The following is a 23,645-nucleotide window of genomic DNA, read 5'->3' as shown; positions in this document are numbered from 1 at the left end:
CTCCCCTGACTGAGACCTCCGGCCGCGCCGCTGGCGCGGCCGGACAAAGGCAACCTCCGAACGCACCAAAAGGACGCGATCGGCAAGACGAGGAAGCGGACCGTCCATGCTGCGATTTCTGCTCATGCGCATAGCGTCGGCAATCCCGGTCCTTGCCATACTGAGCCTCGTCACCTTCGCCATCATCCAGGCACCGCCCGGCGATTATGCCGACTACATCCGCTCGCAGCTGATCAACCAGGGAGGCGCCTCCTTCGCCGAAGCCGACGCGCAGGCCAACGCCTACCGGATCGAACATGGCCTCGATAAGCCGCTGCCCGTCCAGTATCTCAACTGGATCGGCGGCATCGTCACCCGCGGCGATTTCGGCTACAGCCTCTACTACAACAAGCCGGTGGCCGACGTCGTGGGCGAGCGCCTGCCGCGCACCCTCATCCTGGCGCTTGTGTGCCATCTGCTCGCCTCGGTGCTCGGCATCACCTTCGGCATATGGGCGGCGACCCGGCAATACACCTGGATCGACTCGACACTTTCGGCCATCTCCTTCCTCGGCATGACGGTGCCGCGCTTCCTGATGGCGCTGATCATCGTCTATCTCCTGGTCTTCCAGTTCAACGTCTCGGAGATAGGCAGCTTCTTCTCGCCGCAATATGGCGGCGCGCCATGGTCGTGGGCCAAGTTCCTCGATCTGGTCAAGCATGTCTGGCCGGTGGTTGCGATCGCCACCTTCGGCGGGCTCGCCTACAACATGCGCGTCATGCGCGGTAATCTGCTCGACACGCTGAACGCCCAATATGTCGAGACGGCCAAGGCCAAGGGGTTGACCGGCAGCGCCGTCGTCATGCGACACGCCGTGCCCAATGCGCTGCATCCGCTGGTCATGTATCAGGGCGTGGTGCTGCCTTACATGCTGACCGGCGAAATCGAGACGGCGATCATCTTCGCGCTGCCGACCGTCGGCCCGGCGATCGTCGGCTCGATGGCGGTCGGCGACGTCTATGTCACCGCCACTTTCATGATGGTGCTGTCGGCGACGCTGATCGTCGGCAACATCATCGCCGACATGTTGCTGGTCCTGCTCGATCCGCGCGTGCGCCAGTTCGGGGAGAGCTAGATGTTGGCCCGCGATACATCGCCACCGCCGCTGCCGGCCGAAGGACCCGTCGAGAGACCCGCGCGCGGCAACGAGAGCTACACCGCGCTCGTCTGGCGCCGGCTGAAGCGCTCCTGGACCGGCATGGCGGGGTTCTGGCTCGTCGTGCTGCTGATCCTCATGGCGGTATTCGCCGAGTTCCTGGCGCCGATGGACCCGAAGGTGACCGATGTCGCCTTCGCGCCGCCGCAACTGCCTGCTTTCCACGACAGGGACGGCGATTTCGTCGCCCGGCCCAGGGTCTATGCGCTGGCGGATTCGGCGGATCTCGATCCGGTCACCTTTCAGCCCATCGTCGGTCCCGACTATGATCATCCAAGATTGCTCGGCCTTTTCGTCGAGGGCGCGCCCTACAGGCTCTTTGGGCTCATTGCGGCGAACCGGCATTTCTTCGGTTCGATGGACGGCCAGCCGGTGCATTTCCTCGGCACCGACAAGTTCGGACGCGACGTGCTCTCGCGCGCCATCCATGGCTCGCGCGTCTCGCTGATGATCGCGCTGACGGTGGTCTTCATCATCACCGTCATCGGCACTACGGTCGGCATGGCTTCCGGCTATTTCGGCGGTCGGTTCGATGTCTGGATGCAGCGCTTCGTCGAACTCGTGCTGGCCTTCCCGCAGCTGCCGCTCTATCTGGCGCTGACGACGCTGATCCCGGTCACCGCGCCCACCAACGTCTTCCTCGCCTTCGTCATCATCGTCATGTCGGCGCTGGGCTGGGCGCAGATGTCGCGCGAGGTGCGCGGCAAGACGCTGGCGCTTGCGCGCATTGAATACGTACGTGCCGCCATGGCGGTGGGCGCCACCGACCGGCGCATCATCATGCAGCACATTTTCCCCAATGTGATGAGCCATGTGATCGTTGCGGTGACGTTGGCGATCCCGACCGTTGTGCTGCTCGAATCCTTCCTCGGTTTCCTCGGCTTTGCGGTGAAACCGCCGCTGATCTCCTGGGGGCTGATGCTGCAGGACACCGCGACCTACTCCGTCATAGGCACCTATCCGTGGATACTGTCGCCGGTCGGTTTCGTGCTGGTCACCGTCTTTGCCTTCAACGCGCTGGGCGACGGGCTGCGCGACGCCGTCGATCCTTATTGAGGTGGCTGGGATGACGCTCGCGCTCGCCGAACCTTTCGCACCTTCCGTCCGGCACGACCATGACGGACGCCAGGGAGAACCCGTCATCGATGCCCGCAACATCGAGGTCGTCTTCAAGGTCGAGCACGGCACGGTCGAGGCGGTCAAGGACGTCTCGTTCCAGCTCTATCGCGGCGAGACGATCGCCATCGTCGGCGAATCCGGTTCCGGCAAATCGGTGACGGCGCGCACCGTCATGGGATTGCTGTCCCGGCGCGCCACCGTGTCGCCGAGATCGACCGTCTGTTATGATGGGCAGGACATCCTGAAGTTCCCCGAAAGCGCCCGGCGCAAGCTGCGCGGCAACCGCATCTCGATGATCTTCCAGGAGCCGATGAGCTCGCTCAATCCGATCTATACGATCGGCAGCCAGATCGTCGAGGCGATCAGGGTTCATCGCAAGGTCGGCCGGCGGCAAGCCTGGGCACGGGCGCTCGAACTCCTGCAGCATGTCCAGATCCCGGATCCCGTCGCGCGGCTCAAGCAATATCCGCATCAGCTCTCGGGCGGCCAGCGCCAGCGCGTGATGATCGCCATGGCGCTGGCCAACGACCCCGACGTGCTGATCGCCGACGAGCCGACGACGGCGCTCGACGTCACCGTCCAGGCACAGATCCTGAACCTGATCCGCAATCTGCAGAAAGAGCTGCGCATGGCGGTGATCCTGATCACCCATGACCTCACGGTCGTGCGCAAATTCTCCGACTACGTCTATGTCATGCAGCATGGCGAGATGCGGGAGCATAACGTCACCGAACGTCTGTTCTCCGATCCCCAGCATCCCTATACGCAACGACTGCTCGCCTCCGAACCGCGCGGGCGGCCACAACCGCTGCCGGAGGGCTCCGGCACCATCCTCGAAGCGAACGGGGTGCGCGTCTGCTTCATGCTGCGTCACGGCACCTTCCTCAAACCCGACTGGCGCGAGCTGGTCGCCGTCGACGATCTCGATCTCAAGCTTTGCCGCCACGAAACACTGGGACTGGTCGGCGAATCCGGCTCCGGCAAGACCACATTCGGCCAGTGCCTGCTCAGGTTGATCGATGCCAAGCGCGGCGAGATCCGTTTCGACGGCCAGCCGATCCATGGGCTGTCACGGGCCGAGATGCGGCCGCTGCGATCGCGCATGCAGGTCGTCTTCCAGGATCCGTTCTCCTCGCTCAACCCGCGCATGACGATCGGGCAGATCATCGAGGAAGGGCTGATCGTCAACGGCATCGGAGCGACGCGGCGCGAGCGGGTCGAGCGGGTGCGCGAGGCGCTGGTCAGCGCCGGCATGCCGGGCGACATCCTTTCGCGATTTCCGCACGAGTTCTCCGGCGGACAGCGGCAGCGCGTCGCCATCGCCCGAGCCATCGCGTTGGAACCGGAATTCATCCTGCTCGACGAGCCGACATCGGCGCTGGACCTCTCCGTCCAGGCGCAGATCATCGATCTCTTGCGCAGGCTGCAGGACGAGCGTGGCCTGAGTTATCTTTTCATCTCGCACGATCTCAAGGTGGTGCGCGCTCTGTGTCACCGCGTCATCGTCATGCAGCACGGCAAGATCGTCGAACAGGGACCTGTCGACGAGGTCCTCACCAATCCCAAGACCGCCTACACCGAACGGCTCGTCCGGGCCGCTTTCGACGTGGCCTGAACACATGCCGGAGGTTAGCGTGGCAAGAAATCCCAGGATCACTTTCATCGGCGCCGGCTCGACCGTGTTCATGAAGAACATCGTCGGTGACGTGCTGCAGCGGCCGGCGCTTTCGGGCGCGACGATCGCGCTGATGGACATCGATCCGCAGCGGCTGGAAGAGAGTGCCGTCGTCGTCAACAAGCTGATCGCGACGCTCGGCGTGAAGGCGAAAGCGGAGACCTATTCCGACCAGCGCAAGGCGCTGGCCGGTGCCGATTTCGTCGTCGTCGCCTTCCAGATCGGCGGCTACGAGCCCTGCACCGTCACCGACTTTGAAGTGCCGAAGAAATATGGCCTGCGCCAGACCATCGCCGACACGCTCGGCGTCGGCGGCATCATGCGAGGCTTGAGGACCGTGCCGCATCTGTGGAAGATCTGCGAGGACATGCTCGCCGTCTGCCCCGATGCGATCATGCTGCAATACGTCAATCCGATGGCGATCAACACCTGGGCGATCTCGGAGAGATATCCAGAGATCAGGCAGGTCGGCCTCTGCCACTCGGTGCAGGGCACCGCGATGGAACTGGCGCACGATCTCGATCTTCCCTACGAGGACATCCGCTATCGCTCCGCCGGCATCAACCACATGGCCTTCTACCTGAAGTTCGAGCACCGCCAGGCCGACGGCTCCTACCGCGACCTCTACCCGGATCTCCTGCGCGCCTATCGCGAAGGGCGTGCGCCCAAGCCCGGCTGGAATCCGCGCTGCCCCAACAAGGTGCGTTACGAGATGCTGACCCGGCTCGGTTATTTCGTCACCGAAAGCTCGGAGCATTTCGCCGAATACACGCCCTATTTCATCAAGAGCGGTCGTCCCGACCTGATCGAGAAATACGGTATCCCGCTGGATGAATATCCCAAGCGCTGCATCGAGCAGATCGAGCGTTGGCAGGGGCAGGCGGAAGCCTATCGTTCGGCCGAGCGCATCGAGGTCGAGCAATCGAAGGAATATGCCTCCTCGATCATGAATTCGGTCTGGACCGGCGAGCCGTCGGTGATCTACGGCAATGTTTGCAACAATGGCTGCATCACCCCGCTGCCCCGCGAGTGCGCCGCCGAGGTGCCGTGCCTGGTCGACGCCTCCGGCATCCAGCCGACTTACATCGGCGACCTGCCGCCGCAATTGACGGCGCTGATCCGCACCAACATCAACGTGCAGGAACTGACGGTGCGGGCGCTGACGAGCGAGAACCGGGAACACATCTACCATGCGGCGATGATGGATCCGCACACGGCAGCCGAGCTCGACCTCGACCAGATATGGTCACTGGTGGACGAGCTTCTTGCCGCTCACGGCGACTGGCTGCCGGCCTGGGCACGCGTGAGCCGCAAGATCCAAGCCGCCTGACCAAGCGTCGCTCTTAGCTTATTTTGGCTCGTCGGCGTCGGGTTCTTCCTCGTCGTCGCGGGCTTTGATGACATAGGCGCCCTTCAGCCAGCGGTTGAGGTCGATGTCCTTGCAGCGCTTGGAGCAGAACGGGTAGGTCTCGCGCGCCGAAGGCTTGCCGCATTCGGGGCAGGGGCGCCTTGGCCGCAGCGGCGTCACCTTGTCGTCCGCGCTCATGGCCGCGCCGAGGACCAGTTTTGATGGACCTTGAAGCCTTCGCCCGAAAGCAACGCTACGGTCTCGTAAAGCGGCAAGCCGACGACATTGGTGTAGGAGCCGACCAGCTTGACGACGAAAGCGCCCGCAAGCCCCTGCACGGCATAGCCGCCGGCCTTGCCGCGCCATTCTCCCGACGCGACATAGGCGTCGATCTCCTCGCGCGGCAGCCGCTTGAACCGCACCCGCGTCTCGACCAGCCGCTGGCGCAGTTTGCCGCCGGGCGTGATCAGGCAGATGCCGGAATAGACCCGGTGCGAACGCCCCGACAGCAGTCCGAGGCAGTTGGCGGCATCATCGAGCGTCTCGGCCTTGGGCAGGATGCGCCGCCCGACAGCGACCACCGTGTCGGCGGCCAGCACCAAGGCCGGCGCGTAGTCGGTTTCCGACTTCAGCGAGGCGAATGCCTTTTCGGCCTTTTCCTTCGACAGCCTTTTGGCCAGCGAGCGCGGATGCTCGGCACGCAGCGGCGTCTCGTCTATGTCGGCAGGCAATATGCGGTCCGGTTCGATGCCGGCCTGCTGCAGGAGTTCGATGCGGCGCGGCGAACCCGAGGCAAGCACCAGCTTCAGCAAAATGCTCATCGCGGACCAGTCGGCCTTGATCTTACTTGAAACGATAGGTGATGCGGCCCTTGGTCAGGTCGTAGGGCGTCATCTCGACCAGGACCTTGTCGCCGGTCAGCACGCGGATGCGGTTCTTGCGCATGCGGCCGGCCGTATGGGCTATGATTTCGTGTTCGTTTTCGAGTTTCACCCGGAACATGGCGTTGGGCAGCAGTTCCGTGACGACACCCGGAAACTCGAGGACTTCTTCCTTCGGCATTCGATACCTTTGCTTGGATGGTTTCCCGGCGTTTAGAGCATGATGCCGAAAAGTATGAAGCGGTTTTCGGACGACATCATGCTCTACTTCTTTGATCTAGAGTCGGAAGCTGTCAGGTCGAAGAGACCCAACCGCATCCGACTCTAGCCGGAAATTCGGCGGAACCTATATGATAATCGTCGGCTTGTGAACACGCTTAATCCGTCGCGTTTTTTGCTTCTGGAAGCAAAAAACGTCGGCCTATGCGCAACTTCAGCCGTTCGCGCACATCGCGATAGGCCGCGATGATCTGCTCGCGCGTGCCGCTGGCGCCGGTAGGATCCGGCGTCGGCCAGTATTCGACCTCAACGGCGAGCGAGCGGGTGAGCTCCAGCGCGGCATGGTGCGCCTCCGGCGCGAGCGTGACGATGAGATCGAAATAGTCGTCTTCCAGCTCGTCCATCGTCCTTGGATGGCGCTCGCCCAGCGACAGGCCTTCCTCGGCAAGCACGGCATCGACGAACGGGTCACGCTCGCCGCTGCGCACGCCCGCGGAGGCGACGAAGGTGCTGGCCGGCAGCATGCGCCGCGCCAACAGCTCGGCCATCGGCGAGCGCACGGCATTCATGCCGCACAGGAACAGGATCGAACGGGGCGGTGCGCCGGCGGTCAGGGGTTAACCCCGCCAATGGAGCACGCAGACCAGCGTGAACAGCCGGCGCGCCGTGTCGAAATCGATGTCGATCTTGCCGGCGAGCCGGTCCATCAACGTCTGCGAACCCTCGTTGTGCAGGCCGCGGCGACCCATGTCGATCGCCTCGATATGGCTCGGCGTCGAGGAGCGAATGGCGTCGTAATAGCTTTCGCAGATCATGTAGTAGTCCTTGACGATGCGCCTGAGCGGCGTCAGCGACAGGATATGGGTCACCACGGCGGAACCGTCGTCGCGCGTCACGGCGAAAACCAGGCGGGACTCGGCCAGCGACAGCTTCAGCCGGTAGGGGCCGGCGCCGCTGTCATTGACCGGTTGAAAACTGTTCTCCTCGATCAGGTCGAAGATCGCCACCGCGCGTTCGTGCTCGACGTCGGGCGTCGAACGGCCGATCGATTCATCGAGTTCGACATCGATCAGCCTCGCCCGGGTTTGATCGGAGCCCGACATGGCGCCTACATGTTCAGCCGGATAGCGACGGAGCGTCCATGCGCGTCGAGCCCTTCCGCCTTGGCCAGCGCGATCGCGGCGGGCGCCAGCGCGCGCAATTGCTCGGGCCCGAGCTTCAGGATCGAGGTGCGCTTTACGAAATCGAGTACCGAAAGCCCTGACGAGAAACGCGCCGAGCGCGCCGTCGGCAGCACGTGGTTGGAACCGCCGACATAGTCGCCGATGGCTTCCGGCGTATGGCGGCCGAGAAACACGGCACCGGCATTGTGCATCCGCGACAGGAAGCCCTCGGCATCGTCGATTGCCAGTTCGACATGCTCGGCCGCGATACGGTCGACCAGCGGCAGCGCTGCCTCGATCGCCGCAACCTCGATCACCGCGCCGAAATCGCGCCAACTCGCCGCTGCCGTCTCCGCCCGTGGCAGGTTTGGCAGCTGCCGTTCGACCGCCTCCTCCACCGCCTTGCCAAAGGCCGGATCGTCGGTGATCAGGATCGACTGCGCGGACGCGTCATGTTCGGCCTGGGCCAGGAGATCGGCGGCGATCCAGTCGGGATCATTGTCGCCGTCGGCCACGACGAGCACTTCCGAGGGGCCGGCGATCATGTCGATGCCGACGGTGCCGAACACCTGGCGCTTGGCCGCCGCGACATAGGCGTTGCCAGGGCCGACGATCTTGGCGACCGGCTTGATCGTCTCGGTGCCATAGGCCAGGGCAGCGATCGCCTGGGCGCCGCCGACGCGATAGATTTCCGGCACGCCGGCAAGGTCGGCCGCCACCAGCACAAGCGGATTGATGACGCCGCCGGGTGCCGGCACCACCATGACGATGCGCTCCACGCCGGCGACCTTGGCCGGTATGGCGTTCATCAGCACCGAACTCGGATAGCTCGCAGTACCGCCCGGCACGTAAAGCCCGACCGCCTCGACCGCGGTCCAGCGCCAGCCGAGCTCGACGCCCGCGGCATCGGTAAAGCGGTCGTCCTTCGGCCGCTGCCGCTCGTGGTAGGCGCGGATGCGGTCGCGCGCGAATTCGAGTGCCTCGATCGTCTGGTGGTCGCAAGCGGCATAGGCGCGGGCGATCTCGTCCTTCGACACGGCAATGCCGAGTTCCCTGAGGTCGGCCCGGTCGAAGCGTCTGGTAAAGTCGACGAGGGCGGCGTCGCCGTCGGCGCGCACGCGCGCGATGATCTGGCGCACGGCCGCGTCGACATCGGCCGACACTTCTCTCTTGGTGGTGAGGAAAGCGGCGAAACGCTGTTCGAAATCGGCGTCGGACTGGCGAAGCGTGATGGCCATCGCTCAGGCCCTGTGCACGGGACGCGACGTGGCTTCCCACGCGCCGCCGACATCGGCAAGGCGGGCCTCGATGCATTCGACATCGAGCATGATTGCGCCGCCTCCCGAAAAGATCAGCTCGACGATGCCGGCCGGCTTGCTGATCTCGATGAAGCTGATCGCCAGCAGCGACAGCACTTCGGCCGGCTTGTCGCGGGCTATGCCGCTGGTCTTGGCGCCCAAAACCCGATCGAAATGCAGCACGGCCTGGCGCCGTTCGTTGTGCTGGCGAAAGAAGCCCGATTTGGCCTCCCAGACGAAACGGTTCATGGTCAGCACGAAACGCTTGGCCGCGGGAAGGTATTCAAGGTCAGAGACTTTCATCACGGCGTCCTGGACATGGGCGGAGACGATGCTCAGGTCCTGGTCGTCGAGGGCGATAAGCTTGAGGCCGTTCATGCGGATCTCGCACCTGAAAATTGACTGTTCAGCCTTCTGTTAGAGCATGATCCCGAAAAGTGGAAACCGCTTTTCGGAAAAGATCATGCTCAAGCAGGAATCCGGAGGTCGTTCCGGTCCGCGCAGCCGTGAGGCGGGCGGGGATCGGCCTAAGCCGAGATCCGCTCGATCACCGCGCCGCAATTGGACAGCTTTTCCTCCAGCCGCTCGAAGCCGCGGTCGAGATGATAGACGCGGTTGACCGTGGTTTCGCCTTCGGCCGCCAGGCCGGCGATGACCAGCGAAACGGAAGCGCGAAGGTCGGTCGCCATGACAGGCGCGCCCTTCAGTTTCGGCACGCCCTCGACGATTGCCGTCTGGCCCGAAAGCGTGATGTGGGCGCCCAGGCGCGCCAGTTCCTGCACATGCATGAAGCGGTTTTCGAAGATGGTCTCGGTGATGCGCGACTTGCCCTTGGCCATGGTCATCAGCCCCATGAACTGCGCCTGCAGATCGGTGGGGAAGGCCGGGAAGGGCGCCGTCGTCACGTTGACCGGTGAAATGCCGGCGCCGTTGCGCTTGACGCGGATGCCGGAATTGGTCGGCGTGATCTCGGCGCCCGTCTGCGAGATCACGTCCAGCGCGGTCTGCAGCAAATCGGGACGCGCGCCTTCGAGCACGACGTCGCCGCCGGTCATGGCGACGGCCATGGCATAGGTGCCGGTCTCGATGCGGTCCGGGATGACGCGTACGCGCGCGCCCGACAGTGCCTCGACGCCGTCGATGGTGATGGTTGGCGTGCCGGCGCCGGAAATCTTGGCGCCCATGGCATTGAGGCATTCGGCGAGGTTAACGATCTCGGGCTCGCAGGCGGCGTTTTCAAGCACCGTCTCGCCCTTGGCGAGCGACGCCGCCATCATCAGCACATGGGTGGCGCCGACCGACACTTTCGGAAAGACGTAACGGTTGCCGACGAGGCGGCCGTTCCTGGTCTTGGCGATAACGTAGCCGGTGTCGACGTCGATGTCGGCGCCCAGCGCCTGCAGGCCTTCCAGGAACAGGTCGACCGGCCGCGTGCCGATGGCGCAACCGCCCGGAAGCGACACCTTGGCCTCGCCCATGCGGGCCAGCAGCGGGCCGATGACCCAGAACGAAGCGCGCATCTTCGACACCAGCTCGTAGGGGGCCGTCGTGTCGACGATGTTGCGGGCGGAGAAATTGATGGTGCGCGAATAGCCTTCATTCTGCTTTTCGCGGCGTCCGTTGACCGAATAATCGACGCCGTGATTGCCCAGGATGCGGATCAGCTGCTCGACATCGGCCAGATGCGGCACGTTTTCGAGCGTCAGCGTGTCGTCTGTCAGAAGCGACGCGATCATCAGCGGCAGGGCGGCGTTTTTCGCGCCCGAGATCGGAATGCTTCCGGCGAGCTTGTTGCCGCCGACAATTCTGATGCGATCCATGAAGACTATCCCCTCGGCCCTGAAAGCCGGTTTCAATCGTTTGATTATCGGCCCGTCTAGACCATCGGCCAAGCTGGTTCAAGAAATAGGATTTCCTGGCACCCGACCCAAGAGTGGCGGATTTGAGTTAATCTTTTTGTATTTCCTTCGCCGCGCCGACCCCGTCCGGCCGCTTGTCGGCGTCCCCGGCGCGCCGCTTGTCGGCGTCGCCGGCGCGCCGCGAGCGCGACTGTGCCTTGCGTTTCAGCAGATTCGCGCGCAGCTGCTCGGCGAGCCGGTCCTTGCGGCCGGTGCCGCCCTTTTTCGGTGGAATTGTCTTGTCGTTCATCGTCCCGTCCTAGCCGGCGGCCGGCCAGGCCGCTATTTCAGGCATAACCAACATTGTGGCGCGGCCATGTCATCAAAACGTATCCGGCAAAGGCTTTCACAGATGCTTTGCACTTGGCCTTGCGCTTGCCGGTTCGATATGGCAGAAGCCCCGCCATCAGCGGCTGCGGTAGCTCAGTGGTAGAGCACTCCCTTGGTAAGGGAGAGGTCGAGAGTTCAATCCTCTCTCGCAGCACCAGACTGCCCGACATTTTCAGCGCCATCCGTCCCATTCTTAAGCCCTTGCGGCACGAACGGGCAAAAAAAGGCGCATCCGGCACCTGAATCCGAGATTTCGCGCAAGGTTGGTTCTCGTCGCGCTTTCATGGCGGGAGCAAATCGGCCTGCTTGCTTTCCTCCGCGACGAGCGCCGGCCCATAGCGGGCGACCGCTTGGCGCCCTTCCGCCCCCCACCCGCCCGATCGGACGGTTGAAAACATCGGCATTGGCGACCCGGGCGAGTCCCGCTCCGGTCAGTACCTTGAAGCATCACCTGGCGCGGCCGTCGTCCCGATCAGAGTCGCAGGGCGAAGCGCCGTCCGCGCAGACGGCGCTGGTTGCGGCTTCATCGGAACGCAAATGCCGATATCGGGATTTGCGCTGGTCGCCCGATCGTGATTCAAGTCGGCGATTCCGAGGGCTTTCCCGCTGGAGCGCAGCATGACCTTGATCACACGCCGTCGACTTCTGAAATCGGCAGCGTTTGCCGGTGCGGGCGGGCTCGTCGCGATGGGGAGGCTTGGCGGCTGGGCCGCCGCCACGCCCGAGCCGGTGGTGCTGCGGACGGCCAAGATCCAGGCCAGGCTGATGGAGATCGGTCCGACCCGGGACGTGCTGACCTATGGCAGCGCCGGGATGCCGCCTGTGCTGAGGATGAAAAAGGGCGAGCCCTTCGCCGCCCGGCTCGTCAACGCCATCGACGACCCGACGACGATCCATTGGCACGGCGTTCGGGTCCCCAACAAGATGGACGGCGTTCCGTTCCTGGTCCAGCCCTACGTCTATACCGGCGATCATTTCGACTACGCCTTCACGCCGCCCGATGCCGGCACCTTCTGGTATCACCCGCATTGCAATACGCTGGAGCAAATGGGGCACGGCCTGACCGGCGTCATCGTGGTCGAAAATCCCGGTGATCCGAAATTCGATGCCGAAATCGTCCTCAATCTGCGCGACTGGCGCCTCGGCGACGATGGCCAGTTCATCGATCAGTTCCGGCCGCGCGATGCCGCGAGAACCGGCACCTATGGCACGGTGCGCACGGCCAACTGGCTCGACCAGCCGCACTATGACGCGCCGGCCGGCGGGCTGGTGCGGCTGCGCGTCGCCATCACCGACGTGACGCGCATCCATGCCTTTCGCCTCGACGGCGCGGAGGCGACGGTGATCGCGCTGGATGGCAATCCGGTGCCGCAGCGTTTTTCGCCCGATGCCTTGCTGCTTGGCCCGGGACAGCGCATGGAACTCGCCATCCGCATGCCTGACGCGGAGGGCGCGGTCGTGAGCCTGCGGGACGTCAGGGGCACCAAGCCCAAGGTGCTGGCTACCTTGCGTGCGGCTGGCAGCTCGCTGAAGCGCGACATTCGTGATGTCGCGCCGCTGGAGGCCAATCCGGTGGCGGAGGTCGATCTCTCCGCTGCCCAGCATATTTCGCTGGCGCTCAGCGCCACGGCCGAGAACATTCCGAGCGACGGCATATGCGGTTCGCTCGGCTACAGTTTCTGGGCCATCAACAAGGTGCCGTGGCCGGGTGACACGCCGGATCCGACCGCGCCGCTGGCCGAATTGAAGCTTGGCAGGAGCTATGTCATCGACATGGAGAACCTGACGCCGCAATCGCATCCGATGCATTTGCACGGCATGAGCTTCAAAGTGCTGTCATCCTCGACTCGGCCCGTGCAGCCGCTGGTTTCCGACACCTATCTCATCCAGCCCAACGAGAAGGTGAGCCTCGGCTTCGTCGCCGACAATCCCGGCGACTGGCTGCTGCACTGCCACATCATCGAGCATCAGAAATCGGGCATGACGAGCTACGTCAGGGTGACCTGAAATCGAGTCGCGTGCCGCGGCCTACTTGCGCAGTTGCGCCTCGATCTCGTCGAGCACCTTGTCCTTGCCGATGCCGGTGAGGAAGGCGAGGCCCTTGATGACCGGCTTGGTCACCGAAGCCGAGATCGGCGTCGTGGCGACGATGAAGTCTACGCTGTCGGCCAGCCCCGGCACTTCGGTCGCCTTGGCCTGCTGGGCGTTGAAGGTCAGGCCGCGCTGCTTCATCGCCTCGGTGACGGCGACGTTGACCGCGGTCGAGGTGGCTATGCCCGTGCCGCAGGCAAAGAGAATTGTTTTCTGTCTGGACATCTCTTGCTTCTCCTTGTTCAGCCGAGCACGGCCCGAACGTCGTCTAGCGTCGTGGCCGACCTCAGGCCGTCCAATGCATCTGGATTCTGGATGGTGGCCATGACGGCCTGCAGCGCTTCAATCTGCTTGTCCTTGTCATTGATGGCAAGCAGGAAGACGAAGCCGACCGGCAGCTTCTCGTCGGGGTCTTCCATGTTGGCGAAGACGACGGGATGCTTCAATGTGCCCAAAGCGATCCCGGGCTTCAGGACATGTTCCGGATCGGTGTGCGGCACCGCGACATTGTCGGGGCGCTCCAGCGGCAGTCCTGTCGGGATGGTCAACTCGCGGCGCACGACCGCGTCGGCGTAGGAACTTCTGACATAGCCGAGCGTCTCGAGCCGGCCGGCCAGGATGCGGATGATCTGCTCATTGGTCGAGGCATCGGATCCGAGCACGATCGCTTCGGGGTCCAGAAGCTGCATGAGTCCGTCAGACATGTTTTTGCTCCGTCGATAAAATCTTGCGCCCGGGGAGGGCGCACGATCATTTCAAACGTCAGGCGTGATGAGGCTCAGGCCGTGCCTTCGGCCGGCTCGTCCTCGGCGCCCGCTGCCCGTTCCCAGCCGAGCGTGTTGCGGCGATAGAGGACGAACAGTGCCGCGATGACCACGGCGATCACGACGATGCCGGCAAGGCCAAGTCCCTGGATCGCCTCGATGATCACATAGGGCACCCACAGGAAGCCGTCGACGACGGAGGTGATCTGCAGCGCGTCTGCCGGCAGCTTGAAGCCCGAGGCGACGGCCGCACTTGTGAACAGCGGCGCCAGCGCGTTGGCGACGTAGAAACCGATCGCCAGCGTCACCGTGCCGATCACCACCATGCGGAACACATTGCCTTTGACCAGAGGGGCGGTCATGGCGACGATGAAGGGAATGACCGCCAGGTCGGCGAACAGGATGACGCGGTTGCCCGGCAGGATCACCGACAGGATGATCGCGATCGGCACCAGGATCAGCGATGACGAGATCGCGGCCGGATGACCGATCAGGATGGCGGAGTCCAGACCGACCAGAAGCTCGCGGTCGCCGGTGCGCTTGCGCACGAATTCCTGCGCCGCGTCGGAGACCGGGATCAGGCCCTCCATCAGGATCTTCACCATGCGCGGCAAAAGCAGCATGACGGCTGCCAGGGTCATGCCGGTGCCAAGCACCTTGGCGAGCACCGTGCCGAGATCGCCCGCATTGTAGAAGGCGATGGCGCCGAGCACGAGACCGATGATCAAGCCGAGCACGACAGGTTCGCCGAACACGCCGAACCGGCGCTCGATCGTCTCGGTGTTGATGTTGATGCGGTTGATGCCGGGAATGCGGTCCATGATCCAGTTCAGGATGATGGCGATCGGCAGGATCTGCGCGGAAGCCAGGTGCGGCACCGAAATGCCGGGCACGCCATAGAACTGCTGCACCGCGCGCGCCGACCAGTCGGCGAACAGCAGCGACAGCGCCGCGACCAACGCCGCGATGGCGATGCCGTAGGCCAGATTGTCGGTCGCCGCCACGACCAGCGAGCCGACAAAGGCGAAGTGCCAGAAGTTCCAGACGTCGACATTGAGCGTGCGCGTCATGCGCGTCAGCAACAGCACGATGTTGACCAGGATGCCGACGGGGATGACCCACAGGCCGACCGACGAGCCGAAGGCGATGGCGGCCGCCGACGGCCAGCCGACATCGATGATGTCGCGATGAATGCCGGTGTTGGTGACGATGGCTTTGGCGACGTCGCCGATCGACGTGAACATCAGGCCAAGCACGAGATTGATGCCGATGAAGGCGACGCCGATGGTGACCGCGGCGCGAAAAGCCTTGCTGACCTTTGCGCCCAGAACGACGGCTATGATGAAAATGACGATCGGCAACAGCACTGTTGCGCCGAGCGTGTCGATGGCCCCTTTGAGGCCCGCAAGAATAGTATCCATTTGTCCTCCCCTGGAGCACCGAGCCCGACCCCCGGGTTCGAAATGATGCTCCGTTGACCTCCAACGCCTTTGCCGCCAACCTCGGCGCAAAGGCACTCCCCGTTCTGCCCGCGAGGCGGAATGCGTCCCGCTCGGTGATGCGGGATGAACATTTGCCTTCGCTGGCGAACGAATGTTTTATTGAGGCAGTTCAAGGCAATGTCAATTGGCAAGTCTTTGAACCCAAGGCATCCGGGCTGACGGAGCCTTCGCCTGTGCGCTCTTGACGGACCATTGAACGGAAAAACCCGCCTGTGCGGCGGGCCCTTGGCGCAACTCAGCACCATAGGCAAATATGTAGCATAGTTGCCCTCACCCAGTCAAGAAAAAATTCCTATCAGGAGAAACTGCCGGCACAGCGGACTGGCAGTCGTCAGGTCTTTGTCGCCGAGTTCGGAGCCCAGTCTTTGGGCCAACCGAACCGTGGCGAGCGCATCTGTCCTGCGCGATTTCATGGGAAATTGACGGGCCGAGGCCAGTTTCGTTGGCAAGGAGGAGCTATTCCCTGCTAATCCGACGCGAACCAGGAAGCTGTGGACATCCCCGCATGACCAATGTCGCCTTGACCGGGCTCGCCCGCGATCTCGCCAGCCGTGCCGCCGAGGGCCGCCCGGTACGCATCGGCGTCATCGGTTCGGGCGAAATGGGCACCGATCTGGTCACGCAAGGCATGCTGATGCCCGGCATTTCGGTCTGCGCGGTCTCGACAAGACGTCCGCACACGGCGCGCGAAGCGATCCGCATCGCCTATGGTGACGAAGCGATGGCCGTCGAAGCCGATACCACTTCGAAAGTCACCGCGGCGATCGAGTCGGGAAAGATCGCCATCACCTCCAACGAGATGCTGGTCACCAATCCGCTGATCGACGTCGTCATCGACGCCACCGGCAAGCCCGGCGTCGCCGCCGACTTCGACCTGATGGCGATGCAGCATGGCAAGCATCTGGTGATGATGAATGTCGAGGCCGACGTCACCATCGGCTGCTATCTCAAGCAGCAGGCAGATCGCCTCGGCGTCGTCTATTCGGTCGGCGCCGGAGACGAGCCCTCGAGCTGCATGGAGCTGATCGAGTTCGCCTCCGCACTGGGCCTGACCATCGTCTCGGCCGGCAAGGGCAAGAACAACCCGCTTAACCACGATGCCGTGCCCGACGACTATCGCGAGGAAGCGATCCGCCGCAACATGAACCCGCGCATGCTGGTCGAGTTCGTCGACGGTTCGAAAACCATGGTCGAGATGTGCGCCATCGCCAACGCCACCGGGCTGGTGCCCGATGTGCCCGGCATGCACGGCCCGAAGGCCGACCGCGACGACCTCGTCAAGGTGCTCATTCCGCGCGAGCATGGCGGGCTGCTCACGAAAAAGGGCGTTGTCGACTACACGGTCGGCAAGGGTGTCGCACCCGGTGTCTTCGTCATCGTCGAGGCGACCCACCCGCGCATCGTCGAGCGCATGGACGACCTGCATATCGGCCACGGTCCCTATTACAGCCTGTTCCGGCCCTACCATTTGACCTCGCTGGAAGTCCCGCTGACCGCAGCCCGCATCGTGCTCTTCGGCAAGCCCGACATGGTGCCGCTGCCAAGGCCGGTCGCCGAGGTATGCGCCGTCGCCAAGCGGGATCTGCTCGCCGGCGAAACCTTCGATGCGATCGGCGAGACCTGCTATCGCTCCTGGACGATGACCGTCGAAGACGCTCGCGCCCGGCGTGCCGTGCCGGTCGGCCTACTCGAGGGCGGCAAGGTGCTGAAACCGGTGAGGAAAGGCGAGCTGTTGACGGCCGACAACGCCGCACCCGACCGGGCGACGAGACTGTTCGCTCTGCGCCGGCTGCAGGATGAGATGCTGTGGGGCACCTGAAACGACCAGTTTATCGACGTCGGCGCAGTGCGCGACACTCACAGCCTTGTTGCGGCGCATCGGCGCCGCGAAAAGCTGAAGCGACCAGACGGCCTTATTTCCCCAGTTCGATCGACCGCAGCCGCGCCGCTTCCACCGCTTGCGTGAGGAGATTGGTCAACCGGTCCTCGCCCATCAGCACTGCCAGCGCGGCCGCCGTCGTGCCGTTGGGGCTGGTGACCTGCTGGCGTAGCAGGCCCGGCTCCTCGCCGCTTTCGGCGGCGAGCGAGGCAGCGCCATAGACGGTCTGCATGGCGAGCAGCTTGGCGGTCGCCGCCGGCAGGCCCGCCTTCTCGGCGGCGACGGTCAACGCTTCGATGAAATGGAAGATATAGGCCGGGCCAGATCCCGAGACGGCGGTCACGGCATCCATCAGGCCCTCGTCGTCGATTGTGGCCACTTCGCCGCTGGCCGCCAAGAGGTCGGCGACGAAACGCTTGGTGTCGTCGGAAACCAGCGGATTGGAAAACACCACCATCATGCCCTTGCCGACGGAAGCAGGCGTGTTGGGCATGCAGCGCACAACAGGCGCGCGGTCGCCCAGGATTTCCTCGAAGGTGGCGACCGGCGTGCCCGCGGCAATGCTGACGAAAATGGTGCGCCCATCGCCGAAACGTTTGTAGGCGGCGGTGACGTCGCGGATCACCTGCGGCTTCACGGCGATAACGATGAGATCAGGCACGGCACCGGCCGGAATATCGGTGGGGTCGGCAGCCGTTCCGCATCCCAGTGCGGCCGCGCGCTGGCGCAGGTCGGCATTGGGCTCGACCACGAAAACGGCCGACGGTGCAAGCTTTCCGGATTTCAGCCAGCCCGAGAGCATGGCGTAGCCCATATTGCCGCAGCCGGCGAGAACAAGCCTGATCGTCATCGAAAGCCCTCCGAGGAAAGGCTTCACATAGACGCTCGCGGATCAACGGGGAAGCCCTGTCAGGTGGAGTGGCCCAATCGCGCGCCACGACCGGCGTTACGCAGCGCGACCGGACGCAGCGAAACTTGTCTGAGCCCAAGCACACCGAGCACGAAGAACAGCCACACCGGATCGCCGCGATGAAAGAAGAAGCTTTCGAGGAAGGCGTTGAGCGCGGCGAACAGCACCACCATCATGAAGAAGTCGCCGAGATAGATGTTTTCCTTGCGCAAGGGAATGCGCATGTAGTCGCGCAAAGGGGCGATCAGGAAAGTGTAGACCGCCACGCAAAGCGCCGGAATGCCCATCAGCACCGCGATGTCGAGATAACCGTCATGGCCGTGCACGATGGTCCTGATATCCCACGGCCGGTCGAAGGGCTGATCCTGGTTGAGCAGCAGCGGCGTTCCCCAGAAACTCTCATAACCGTAGCCGGTCCACGGTTTCTTCGCCAGCATCTCGCCGGCGAACTCCCAGAGCGTGGTGCGCCCGGTATAGGTCAGGCCGGGAAAATAGATCGCCGCCAGCTGTTTCACCGGCGGCAGGAAAACGATGCCCAGCGTGCCGACCGCGGTAGCGATGATCGCCAGCGCGAACAGGATCGGCGTGCCGAGTCGCATGCCCATGAGGCTTGGAAACATGACGATCAGGATCGAGAACGGCACCAGGCCGGCCGTGGTCTTGGATCCGGTGTGCAGCATGAACACCATCGCCGCGAAGAAAATTCCGGCGCCCCAGAACCGCTGCCCGCGCCGGAAGAGATAGAGGCCGGCGAAACTGAAGCAGGCCATGACCGGACCGGCGATGTTCTTGTGGGTGAAGACGCCGCGCCACAGGCCGGCATGTTCGGGTTCCTGCGAATCGGCCGTGTGCATTGCCTCGTGCGGAAAGGCGATGAGGCCGAGATAGGAAAGGCCCATGACCGCCACCGCGGTGAAGATGATGACCTTCGAGAAGGCGTCCGCGTCGCGCGGCAGCACGAGGATCGTCGCCATCGTCAGGATGCCGATCATGGTGAAGGAGGCGGCGCGCATCGCCGAGGGCGGGTCTGTCGCCAGCACCACCGACAGAAAGAAGAAGCCCAGCATCAGCACCCAGGAAGGGCTGAGCAGCGAGCGCACGATGCGCGGATCGGCGAAAGCCATCAGCGAAAAGACGGAAACGGCGCCGAGCGAGCCGAAGCCGAGCTGGTTGACGATGTCGCCGCCTTCGCCGGTGAGTTCCGCGCCCGCGGGCTGGAACGGGCGGAAGGACACCATGACGACGGTGAACAGCAACGCCGCGATCGCGGTTGCCACGCCGTCGCGCGTGAACGCGGCGCCGAGCGGCGCGCGCTCAGTTCTTTTCAGGCTGGCGGTATTGCTCATTGGCATATCCGAATTCGGCCAGCACGCGGCCCAGCGCCACATGGACAGGGTAGATTGCGGCCGCGGGCGATCCTGTCCGTGCCAGCCTGGCGGCCCCGCGAAATGGCGAGGCGGCAAGCAGGGCCAGGCTCTTCAGCAACACCTTGACGCCGGCCAGCGGGGTGCCGGCGCGTTTCTTCTTTTCGACCAGCGTCGAGATCACGCCGTTGCGCAGGCTGCGGGCGCGGATCCAGTCGGCCTCGACCCGCCGGGCCGGGACGGTCTCGGTCACGCTGGCCTCGGCGCACCAGCCAAGCGCGAAGCCGCGCTGCGCCGCCCGGCTCAGGAAGTCGGAATCGCCGCCGCCCATGAAATTGAATCTCAGGTCGAGGAACGGCGGCCCCATGGCGGTAAGCACGTTGCGCCCCACCAGGAGATTGCCGGACGAATAGAGCGCCGGCACGAGGCCCGTCTTGCGGTAGGGCGGCGCGAAGACCGGATGCTTGGCCCAGCGCGCATGGGCGGGATCGGCGAAGTCGGGCACTTGCGGGCCACCGACAATATCGGCGCCAAGGCTCTCGGCCGCCCCGCACATCCGTTCCAGCCAGTGCGGGTCGGCTATCTCGTCATCGTCGATGACCAGCAGGTGCCTGAAATTCGGAAAGTGCAGGATCGCCGCCTGCCAGCCGGCATTGTAGGCGCTGCAATTGCCGCGCTGATGCGCGATGATCACCATGCCCGGTATCTCGCCGCGCTTGAACAGCGGCAGCGACGCCTGGGCGCCGGCACGTGCCTCGGCCTCGTTCTCCATGACGATGACGGCAAAGCGCCTGCCGGTCTGCTGTGCCCGCAGCGACGCCAGCGTTTGCAGGACCTGGTCCGGCCGCTTGAAGGTCGGCAAGGTGACGACGGCTTCGACGCCCTCCGTGTCAAGCCGGGGGGATCGTCCCGCGATCGATACCGAACCGTCCGATGGCAAAGGGATCATCCGTGTCAGCCGCATGGTGGGTCGAGTTCTGTTAGCACCATGACGATAACGTTTCGTTAATCACCTTTCACGGAGTGGCTCTTCAAGCCGAGGTTTTGGGCCGTCGATGCGCGCGCGTTTAATCAAGGGTTCACCGCGCTTTGCTACCGGCTGCACCACAGGATAGGTGAGATGCATCTGCTGTTCGCCACATCGATCGTGCCCGATGGCGCTCTCGCATCGGGCTACGAGATCGCCAATGCTGCAATCATCGCTGCCTTGCGGCGCGCCGGCGCGCGCGTCACCGTCATCGGCTTCATCTGGCCGGGGAAAGCCGCCGCCGATCCTGAAAGCACCATCGTTCTGGGTGCCGTCGACGTGCGCACCGAAGATGCTTCAGCGCTGCAAAAGCTTGCCTGGGTCGGCAAGGCGATGCTTTCGGGCCTCACCTTCGCGTCGGCCAAGTTGCGTGCGGTCTCCGATGCCGAAGCCCTCGCCGCCATCGAGCGCGCCGGCCCCTTCGACGGCTATGTGCTCAATTCCGTGCAGTTCGCCGGCGCCTTCGAAAAACTCTTCGACGAGCGGCCTTCGATCTTCGTCGCCCACAATGTCGAGCATCTTTCGGCGCGGGAAAATGCCGCTGCCGCCCCGGGCATCTTCCAGCGCCTGTTGTTCCGCCGCGAGGCAAGGCTGCTCGAGAGCGTGGAAGAGCGTCTGTGCCGCCGCGCGCGTTTCGTCTTCACGCTGGCCGAGGAAGACCGTTCGGCACTTGGCGTGGCCTCCGACGACCGCTCGGCGGTGCTGCCGCTGGTGACGGGCGCCACGCCACCGGCGCGTAACGGCCGGCGCAAGATTGAGTGCGACGCCGCGCTGATCGGCACCTGGACCTGGCAGCCGAACCGCATCGGGCTCGGCTGGTTCCTGGACAAGGTGGTACCGCATCTGCGCCCGGACTTCCGCATCAGGATCGCCGGCAGCATGCCGTCTGACATCGCCTCGACGCATCCCGGCGTCGCTTTCGTCGGACGCGTGCCGGACGCCCAGGCTTTCATACGCGGCGGCGCCGTCATCCCGCTCATCAGCACCGCCGGCAGCGGCGTGCAATTGAAGACGATCGAAACGTTCGAGCTCGGCCTGCCCGCCGTTGCCACCAGCCACGCGCTGCGCGGCATCGACCATCGCCCGGTCAATTGCGCGGTCACCGACGATCCGGTCGCCTTTGCCAAGGCGCTGGAGACCGCGGCGGCCGACATAAGCGACGTTGACGGCAGCGCGTTCCACCGCCGGCAGCTCAAGGCGCTGGACGCCGCCATTCGGTTTGGCCTGGAGAAGCTCGGTCCGGTCATGCAGGAGGCGTTTGCATGAACATGCACGCCGCCCGCGCCTCGTTCGGGCCCGACACATTGAAGACGATCTTCGGCATCTCCGTGCTCGCCATTCGCTGGGACGACGCGATCGCCCTGCTGACGCGGCTGATCGTGGAACGACGCTTCACCAAGGTCAGCTTCCTCAACGCCCATAACGCCAATCTCGCCTACACCGATCCGGTGTTCGCCCAGGCGCTCGACGATTTTCTCATCCTGCCGGACGGCATCGGCGTCGATCTCGCAGCGCAGCTTCTCTATGGCGCGCCGTTCCCGGACAATCTCAACGGCACCGACTTCGTACCGGCCTTTCTGCGGTCGGTGACCCGGCCGCTGACCGTGGGGCTGCTCGGCGCGACGCGCGTCAATGCCGAGGCCGCGTCGAAGAAGCTCGCGGCGATTGCCGTCCACCACAGATTCGTGGTCATCCATGACGGCTACTTCTCCGCTGCGCAGGAGCCGGAAATCATCGAACGCATCGCGGCGCTGCGGCCTGATATGCTGCTGGTCGCCATGGGCGTGCCGCGCCAGGAATTGTGGATCGAACGGCACATCGACGAGCGCCACTGCACGCTGCCGGTCGCGGTCGGCGCGCTGCTGGATTTTCTCAGCGGCGCCGTGCCGCGCGCGCCCTTGTGGATACGGCGCCTCAGGCTGGAGTGGCTGTTTCGCCTGGCGGTCGAGCCGGGACGGCTCTGGCGCCGCTATGTGGTCGGCAACCCCTTGTTCCTGTGGCGGGTCCTCAAACAGAAATTGTTCCGGCCCCAAGCCGGAGACGTCCGTTGAACGAGAGGTTCGTTCCGGGCGCGATCGCCGAACCCGGACTGCTTCGGGCAACGCCGACGGCAGCCATGGTGACGGCAAGCTATGCGCCGGATTTCGAGCGTTGCCGCCTGCTCTGCGAAACCCTCGACCGCCACGTCACGGGCGTCGCGCATCATTACATTCTGGTCGAAGCCCGGGACGTTAAATTGTTTCGCCGGTTGGAGAGCGCCAACCGATCCGTCGTCGACGAACGTGAGTTGCTGCCGCGCTGGCTGCATGTCTTCGACGATCCGCTTAGCCTGTTCCGGCGGCGCGTCTGGCTCAGCCTGAAGACGCAGCCGCTGCGCGGCTGGCACGTGCAGCAACTGCGCCGCATTGCAGTTGCGGCGCACGCATGCCAGGACGTTCTGGTCTTCTGCGATTCCGACGTCGCCTTTCTGAAGCCTTTCGATTGCGGCGCGTTCTGGCGCGACGGCAAGGCGCGGCTGTTCCGCCGTGACGGCGTGCTTGCGCAGGACGGTCATGACGAGCATCGCATATGGTCGCGCAATGCCGGCTCCGCGCTCGGCATCGATCCGTCGAGGAATTCGGTTCACGATTACATTTCGACGCTGATCGCCTGGCGCCGCGACACCGTGCTGGCCATGTGCAGTCGGATCGAGGAGGTGCATGGCCGAAACTGGGTCGAGGTCGTCGGCTCGGCGCGCAAATTCTCCGAATGCATGATCTATGGCCGCTATGTCGACGATCTGCTGGACGGCGCCGGTCACTTCCATGGCTCGGAAGAATTCTGCCGCGTCCACTGGACCGGTGAGGCGCTGTCGGATGATGAATTCCGTCGCTTCGTTGCCGCCATGGCGCCCGAACAGGTGGCGATCGGCATGCAGTCCTTCATCGGCACCGATACCGGCCGCATCCGCCGGCTGATCGGGCTCGACCGATCCTGATCCTG

At 64.2% G+C, this 23,645-nt stretch carries 24 protein-coding genes and 1 tRNA gene; 10 read left to right on the top strand and 15 right to left on the bottom strand.

All coding sequences use genetic code 11. The annotated features are described in order from the left end of the window. Nucleotides 1-106: 106 nt before the first annotated feature. From LB545_RS27805 to LB545_RS27790, 4 genes are read left to right on the top strand one after another with little or no spacing between them, the layout of a single operon-like run. Complete coding sequence (locus LB545_RS27805) at nt 107-1,114, top strand: ABC transporter permease (protein WP_140513339.1); 1,008 nt, start codon at nt 107-109, stop codon at nt 1,112-1,114. Next, entirely contained in the window at nt 1,115-2,251 is a 1,137-nt protein-coding gene (locus tag LB545_RS27800; RefSeq protein ID WP_140525558.1) for an ABC transporter permease, read from the top strand. A 10-nt stretch (nt 2,252-2,261) separates the two neighbouring features. After that, on the top strand, nt 2,262-3,929 hold the full coding sequence (locus tag LB545_RS27795) for an ABC transporter ATP-binding protein (RefSeq protein ID WP_224706142.1): 1,668 nt from the start codon (nt 2,262-2,264) through the stop codon (nt 3,927-3,929). Nucleotides 3,930-3,948: 19 nt separating this feature from the next. Beyond that, nucleotides 3,949-5,319 carry an alpha-glucosidase/alpha-galactosidase gene (locus LB545_RS27790; RefSeq protein WP_224706141.1) on the top strand — a complete coding sequence of 457 codons (1,371 nt, stop codon included), beginning with the start codon at nt 3,949-3,951 and terminating at the stop codon, nt 5,317-5,319. 18 nt (nt 5,320-5,337) lie between these two features. Here the strand turns inward: LB545_RS27790 and yacG are convergent, their stop codons facing one another. The 9 genes from yacG to LB545_RS27745 form a co-directional block, all read right to left on the bottom strand. Beyond that, a complete protein-coding gene (gene yacG, locus LB545_RS27785; protein ID WP_140501037.1) occupies nt 5,338-5,535 on the bottom strand; it encodes a DNA gyrase inhibitor YacG in 198 nt (65 codons plus the stop codon). After that, nucleotides 5,532-6,158, bottom strand: coding sequence for a Maf-like protein (locus tag LB545_RS27780; RefSeq protein ID WP_140501039.1), 627 nt, complete (start codon nt 6,156-6,158; stop codon nt 5,532-5,534). The genes yacG and LB545_RS27780 overlap by 4 nt, the downstream gene beginning before the upstream one ends. Nucleotides 6,159-6,180: 22 nt before the next feature. Then, a complete protein-coding gene (gene infA / locus LB545_RS27775) occupies nt 6,181-6,399 on the bottom strand; it encodes a translation initiation factor IF-1 (RefSeq protein WP_006200926.1) in 219 nt (72 codons plus the stop codon). Between the two features lie 196 nt (nt 6,400-6,595). Then, nucleotides 6,596-7,006 (bottom strand): low molecular weight phosphatase family protein, encoded by a 411-nt coding sequence (locus LB545_RS27770; protein ID WP_140501041.1) that lies wholly within the window; start codon nt 7,004-7,006, stop codon nt 6,596-6,598. Between the two features lie 48 nt (nt 7,007-7,054). Continuing rightward, on the bottom strand, nt 7,055-7,540 hold the full coding sequence (locus LB545_RS27765) for a UPF0262 family protein (protein WP_140501043.1): 486 nt from the start codon (nt 7,538-7,540) through the stop codon (nt 7,055-7,057). Nucleotides 7,541-7,545: 5 nt separating this feature from the next. After that, nucleotides 7,546-8,838, bottom strand: a complete 1,293-nt coding sequence (gene hisD / locus LB545_RS27760; protein WP_140525560.1) for a histidinol dehydrogenase — start codon at nt 8,836-8,838, stop codon at nt 7,546-7,548. 3 nt (nt 8,839-8,841) lie between these two features. Next, nucleotides 8,842-9,276, bottom strand: a complete 435-nt coding sequence (locus LB545_RS27755) for a DUF2948 family protein (protein WP_140501047.1) — start codon at nt 9,274-9,276, stop codon at nt 8,842-8,844. 149 nt (nt 9,277-9,425) lie between these two features. Beyond that, nucleotides 9,426-10,718, bottom strand: a complete 1,293-nt coding sequence (gene murA / locus LB545_RS27750; protein WP_224706140.1) for a UDP-N-acetylglucosamine 1-carboxyvinyltransferase — start codon at nt 10,716-10,718, stop codon at nt 9,426-9,428. 127 nt (nt 10,719-10,845) lie between these two features. Continuing rightward, nucleotides 10,846-11,046: a hypothetical protein gene (locus LB545_RS27745; protein ID WP_140676736.1), complete on the bottom strand. Its 201-nt coding sequence runs from the start codon at nt 11,044-11,046 to the stop codon at nt 10,846-10,848. Between the two features lie 162 nt (nt 11,047-11,208). Between LB545_RS27745 and LB545_RS27740 the strand changes: the two genes are divergently transcribed. Both LB545_RS27740 and LB545_RS27735 read left to right on the top strand, forming a co-directional pair. Then, a tRNA-Thr gene (locus LB545_RS27740) sits at nt 11,209-11,283 on the top strand. Nucleotides 11,284-11,744: 461 nt separating this feature from the next. Further along, entirely contained in the window at nt 11,745-13,133 is a 1,389-nt protein-coding gene (locus LB545_RS27735) for a multicopper oxidase family protein (protein WP_224706139.1), read from the top strand. Nucleotides 13,134-13,154: 21 nt separating this feature from the next. Here LB545_RS27735 and LB545_RS27730 read toward each other — a convergent pair whose 3' ends face one another. From LB545_RS27730 to LB545_RS27720, 3 genes are all read right to left on the bottom strand, one after another. Beyond that, a complete protein-coding gene (locus LB545_RS27730) occupies nt 13,155-13,442 on the bottom strand; it encodes a PTS sugar transporter subunit IIB (protein WP_140513359.1) in 288 nt (95 codons plus the stop codon). A gap of 17 nt (nt 13,443-13,459) precedes the next feature. Then, the gene (locus LB545_RS27725) at nt 13,460-13,921 is read right to left on the bottom strand and encodes a PTS sugar transporter subunit IIA (RefSeq protein WP_224706138.1); all 462 of its coding nucleotides are present in this window, start codon (nt 13,919-13,921) and stop codon (nt 13,460-13,462) included. A gap of 74 nt (nt 13,922-13,995) precedes the next feature. Next, nucleotides 13,996-15,402, bottom strand: coding sequence for a PTS galactitol transporter subunit IIC (locus LB545_RS27720; RefSeq protein ID WP_140562198.1), 1,407 nt, complete (start codon nt 15,400-15,402; stop codon nt 13,996-13,998). Nucleotides 15,403-15,988: 586 nt separating this feature from the next. Here LB545_RS27720 and LB545_RS27715 point away from each other — a divergent pair. After that, entirely contained in the window at nt 15,989-17,302 is a 1,314-nt protein-coding gene (locus LB545_RS27715; RefSeq protein WP_224706137.1) for an NAD(P)H-dependent oxidoreductase, read from the top strand. 94 nt (nt 17,303-17,396) lie between these two features. Here LB545_RS27715 and proC read toward each other — a convergent pair whose 3' ends face one another. The 3 genes from proC to LB545_RS27700 are packed head-to-tail and all read right to left on the bottom strand — an operon-like array spanning nt 17,397 to nt 20,585. Continuing rightward, the gene (gene proC, locus LB545_RS27710; protein WP_224706136.1) at nt 17,397-18,212 is read right to left on the bottom strand and encodes a pyrroline-5-carboxylate reductase; all 816 of its coding nucleotides are present in this window, start codon (nt 18,210-18,212) and stop codon (nt 17,397-17,399) included. Between the two features lie 59 nt (nt 18,213-18,271). Beyond that, nucleotides 18,272-19,618 carry an O-antigen ligase family protein gene (locus LB545_RS27705; RefSeq protein WP_140562190.1) on the bottom strand — a complete coding sequence of 449 codons (1,347 nt, stop codon included), beginning with the start codon at nt 19,616-19,618 and terminating at the stop codon, nt 18,272-18,274. After that, nucleotides 19,587-20,585 carry a glycosyltransferase family 2 protein gene (locus LB545_RS27700; protein ID WP_140558579.1) on the bottom strand — a complete coding sequence of 333 codons (999 nt, stop codon included), beginning with the start codon at nt 20,583-20,585 and terminating at the stop codon, nt 19,587-19,589. The genes LB545_RS27705 and LB545_RS27700 overlap by 32 nt, the downstream gene beginning before the upstream one ends. Nucleotides 20,586-20,756: 171 nt before the next feature. Here LB545_RS27700 and LB545_RS27695 point away from each other — a divergent pair, with 171 nt between their 5' ends. From LB545_RS27695 to LB545_RS27685, 3 genes are read left to right on the top strand one after another with little or no spacing between them, the layout of a single operon-like run. Beyond that, nucleotides 20,757-21,929, top strand: coding sequence for a glycosyltransferase family 4 protein (locus LB545_RS27695; protein WP_140558577.1), 1,173 nt, complete (start codon nt 20,757-20,759; stop codon nt 21,927-21,929). Continuing rightward, nucleotides 21,926-22,714 (top strand): WecB/TagA/CpsF family glycosyltransferase, encoded by a 789-nt coding sequence (locus LB545_RS27690; protein ID WP_224706135.1) that lies wholly within the window; start codon nt 21,926-21,928, stop codon nt 22,712-22,714. Before LB545_RS27695 ends, LB545_RS27690 begins: the two co-directional genes overlap by 4 nt. Beyond that, a complete protein-coding gene (locus LB545_RS27685; protein WP_224706134.1) occupies nt 22,711-23,640 on the top strand; it encodes a DUF6492 family protein in 930 nt (309 codons plus the stop codon). Before LB545_RS27690 ends, LB545_RS27685 begins: the two co-directional genes overlap by 4 nt. Nucleotides 23,641-23,645: the final 5 nt, after the last annotated feature.

The sequence above is a fragment of the Mesorhizobium sp. BR1-1-6 genome (assembly GCF_020165355.1).
Taxonomy (GTDB): domain Bacteria; phylum Pseudomonadota; class Alphaproteobacteria; order Rhizobiales; family Rhizobiaceae; genus Mesorhizobium.
The sequence above is the reverse complement of the archived record's forward strand: the minus strand, read 5'-3'. Positions and strand labels throughout refer to the sequence as shown.

Bases quoted from the DNA above. Each gene is read 5' to 3' on its own strand.
- LB545_RS27770 (WP_140501041.1), bottom strand. From the start codon at position 7,006: ATGAATGCCGTGCGCTCGCCGATGGCCGAGCTGTTGGCGCGGCGCATG.
- LB545_RS27755 (WP_140501047.1), bottom strand. From the start codon at position 9,276: ATGAACGGCCTCAAGCTTATCGCCCTCGACGACCAGGACCTGAGCATC.
- LB545_RS27690 (WP_224706135.1), top strand. From the start codon at position 21,926: ATGAACATGCACGCCGCCCGCGCCTCGTTCGGGCCCGACACATTGAAG.
- LB545_RS27700 (WP_140558579.1), bottom strand. From the start codon at position 20,585: ATGATCCCTTTGCCATCGGACGGTTCGGTATCGATCGCGGGACGATCC.
- LB545_RS27720 (WP_140562198.1), bottom strand. From the start codon at position 15,402: ATGGATACTATTCTTGCGGGCCTCAAAGGGGCCATCGACACGCTCGGC.
- LB545_RS27795 (WP_224706142.1), top strand. From the start codon at position 2,262: ATGACGCTCGCGCTCGCCGAACCTTTCGCACCTTCCGTCCGGCACGAC.
- LB545_RS27715 (WP_224706137.1), top strand. From the start codon at position 15,989: ATGACCAATGTCGCCTTGACCGGGCTCGCCCGCGATCTCGCCAGCCGT.
- LB545_RS27735 (WP_224706139.1), top strand. From the start codon at position 11,745: ATGACCTTGATCACACGCCGTCGACTTCTGAAATCGGCAGCGTTTGCC.
- LB545_RS27805 (WP_140513339.1), top strand. From the start codon at position 107: ATGCTGCGATTTCTGCTCATGCGCATAGCGTCGGCAATCCCGGTCCTT.
- LB545_RS27705 (WP_140562190.1), bottom strand. From the start codon at position 19,618: ATGAGCAATACCGCCAGCCTGAAAAGAACTGAGCGCGCGCCGCTCGGC.
- hisD (WP_140525560.1), bottom strand. From the start codon at position 8,838: ATGGCCATCACGCTTCGCCAGTCCGACGCCGATTTCGAACAGCGTTTC.
- murA (WP_224706140.1), bottom strand. From the start codon at position 10,718: ATGGATCGCATCAGAATTGTCGGCGGCAACAAGCTCGCCGGAAGCATT.
- LB545_RS27745 (WP_140676736.1), bottom strand. From the start codon at position 11,046: ATGAACGACAAGACAATTCCACCGAAAAAGGGCGGCACCGGCCGCAAG.
- yacG (WP_140501037.1), bottom strand. From the start codon at position 5,535: ATGAGCGCGGACGACAAGGTGACGCCGCTGCGGCCAAGGCGCCCCTGC.
- LB545_RS27765 (WP_140501043.1), bottom strand. From the start codon at position 7,540: ATGTCGGGCTCCGATCAAACCCGGGCGAGGCTGATCGATGTCGAACTC.
- LB545_RS27730 (WP_140513359.1), bottom strand. From the start codon at position 13,442: ATGTCCAGACAGAAAACAATTCTCTTTGCCTGCGGCACGGGCATAGCC.
- LB545_RS27695 (WP_140558577.1), top strand. From the start codon at position 20,757: ATGCATCTGCTGTTCGCCACATCGATCGTGCCCGATGGCGCTCTCGCA.
- LB545_RS27800 (WP_140525558.1), top strand. From the start codon at position 1,115: ATGTTGGCCCGCGATACATCGCCACCGCCGCTGCCGGCCGAAGGACCC.
- proC (WP_224706136.1), bottom strand. From the start codon at position 18,212: ATGACGATCAGGCTTGTTCTCGCCGGCTGCGGCAATATGGGCTACGCC.
- infA (WP_006200926.1), bottom strand. From the start codon at position 6,399: ATGCCGAAGGAAGAAGTCCTCGAGTTTCCGGGTGTCGTCACGGAACTG.
- LB545_RS27780 (WP_140501039.1), bottom strand. From the start codon at position 6,158: ATGAGCATTTTGCTGAAGCTGGTGCTTGCCTCGGGTTCGCCGCGCCGC.
- LB545_RS27725 (WP_224706138.1), bottom strand. From the start codon at position 13,921: ATGTCTGACGGACTCATGCAGCTTCTGGACCCCGAAGCGATCGTGCTC.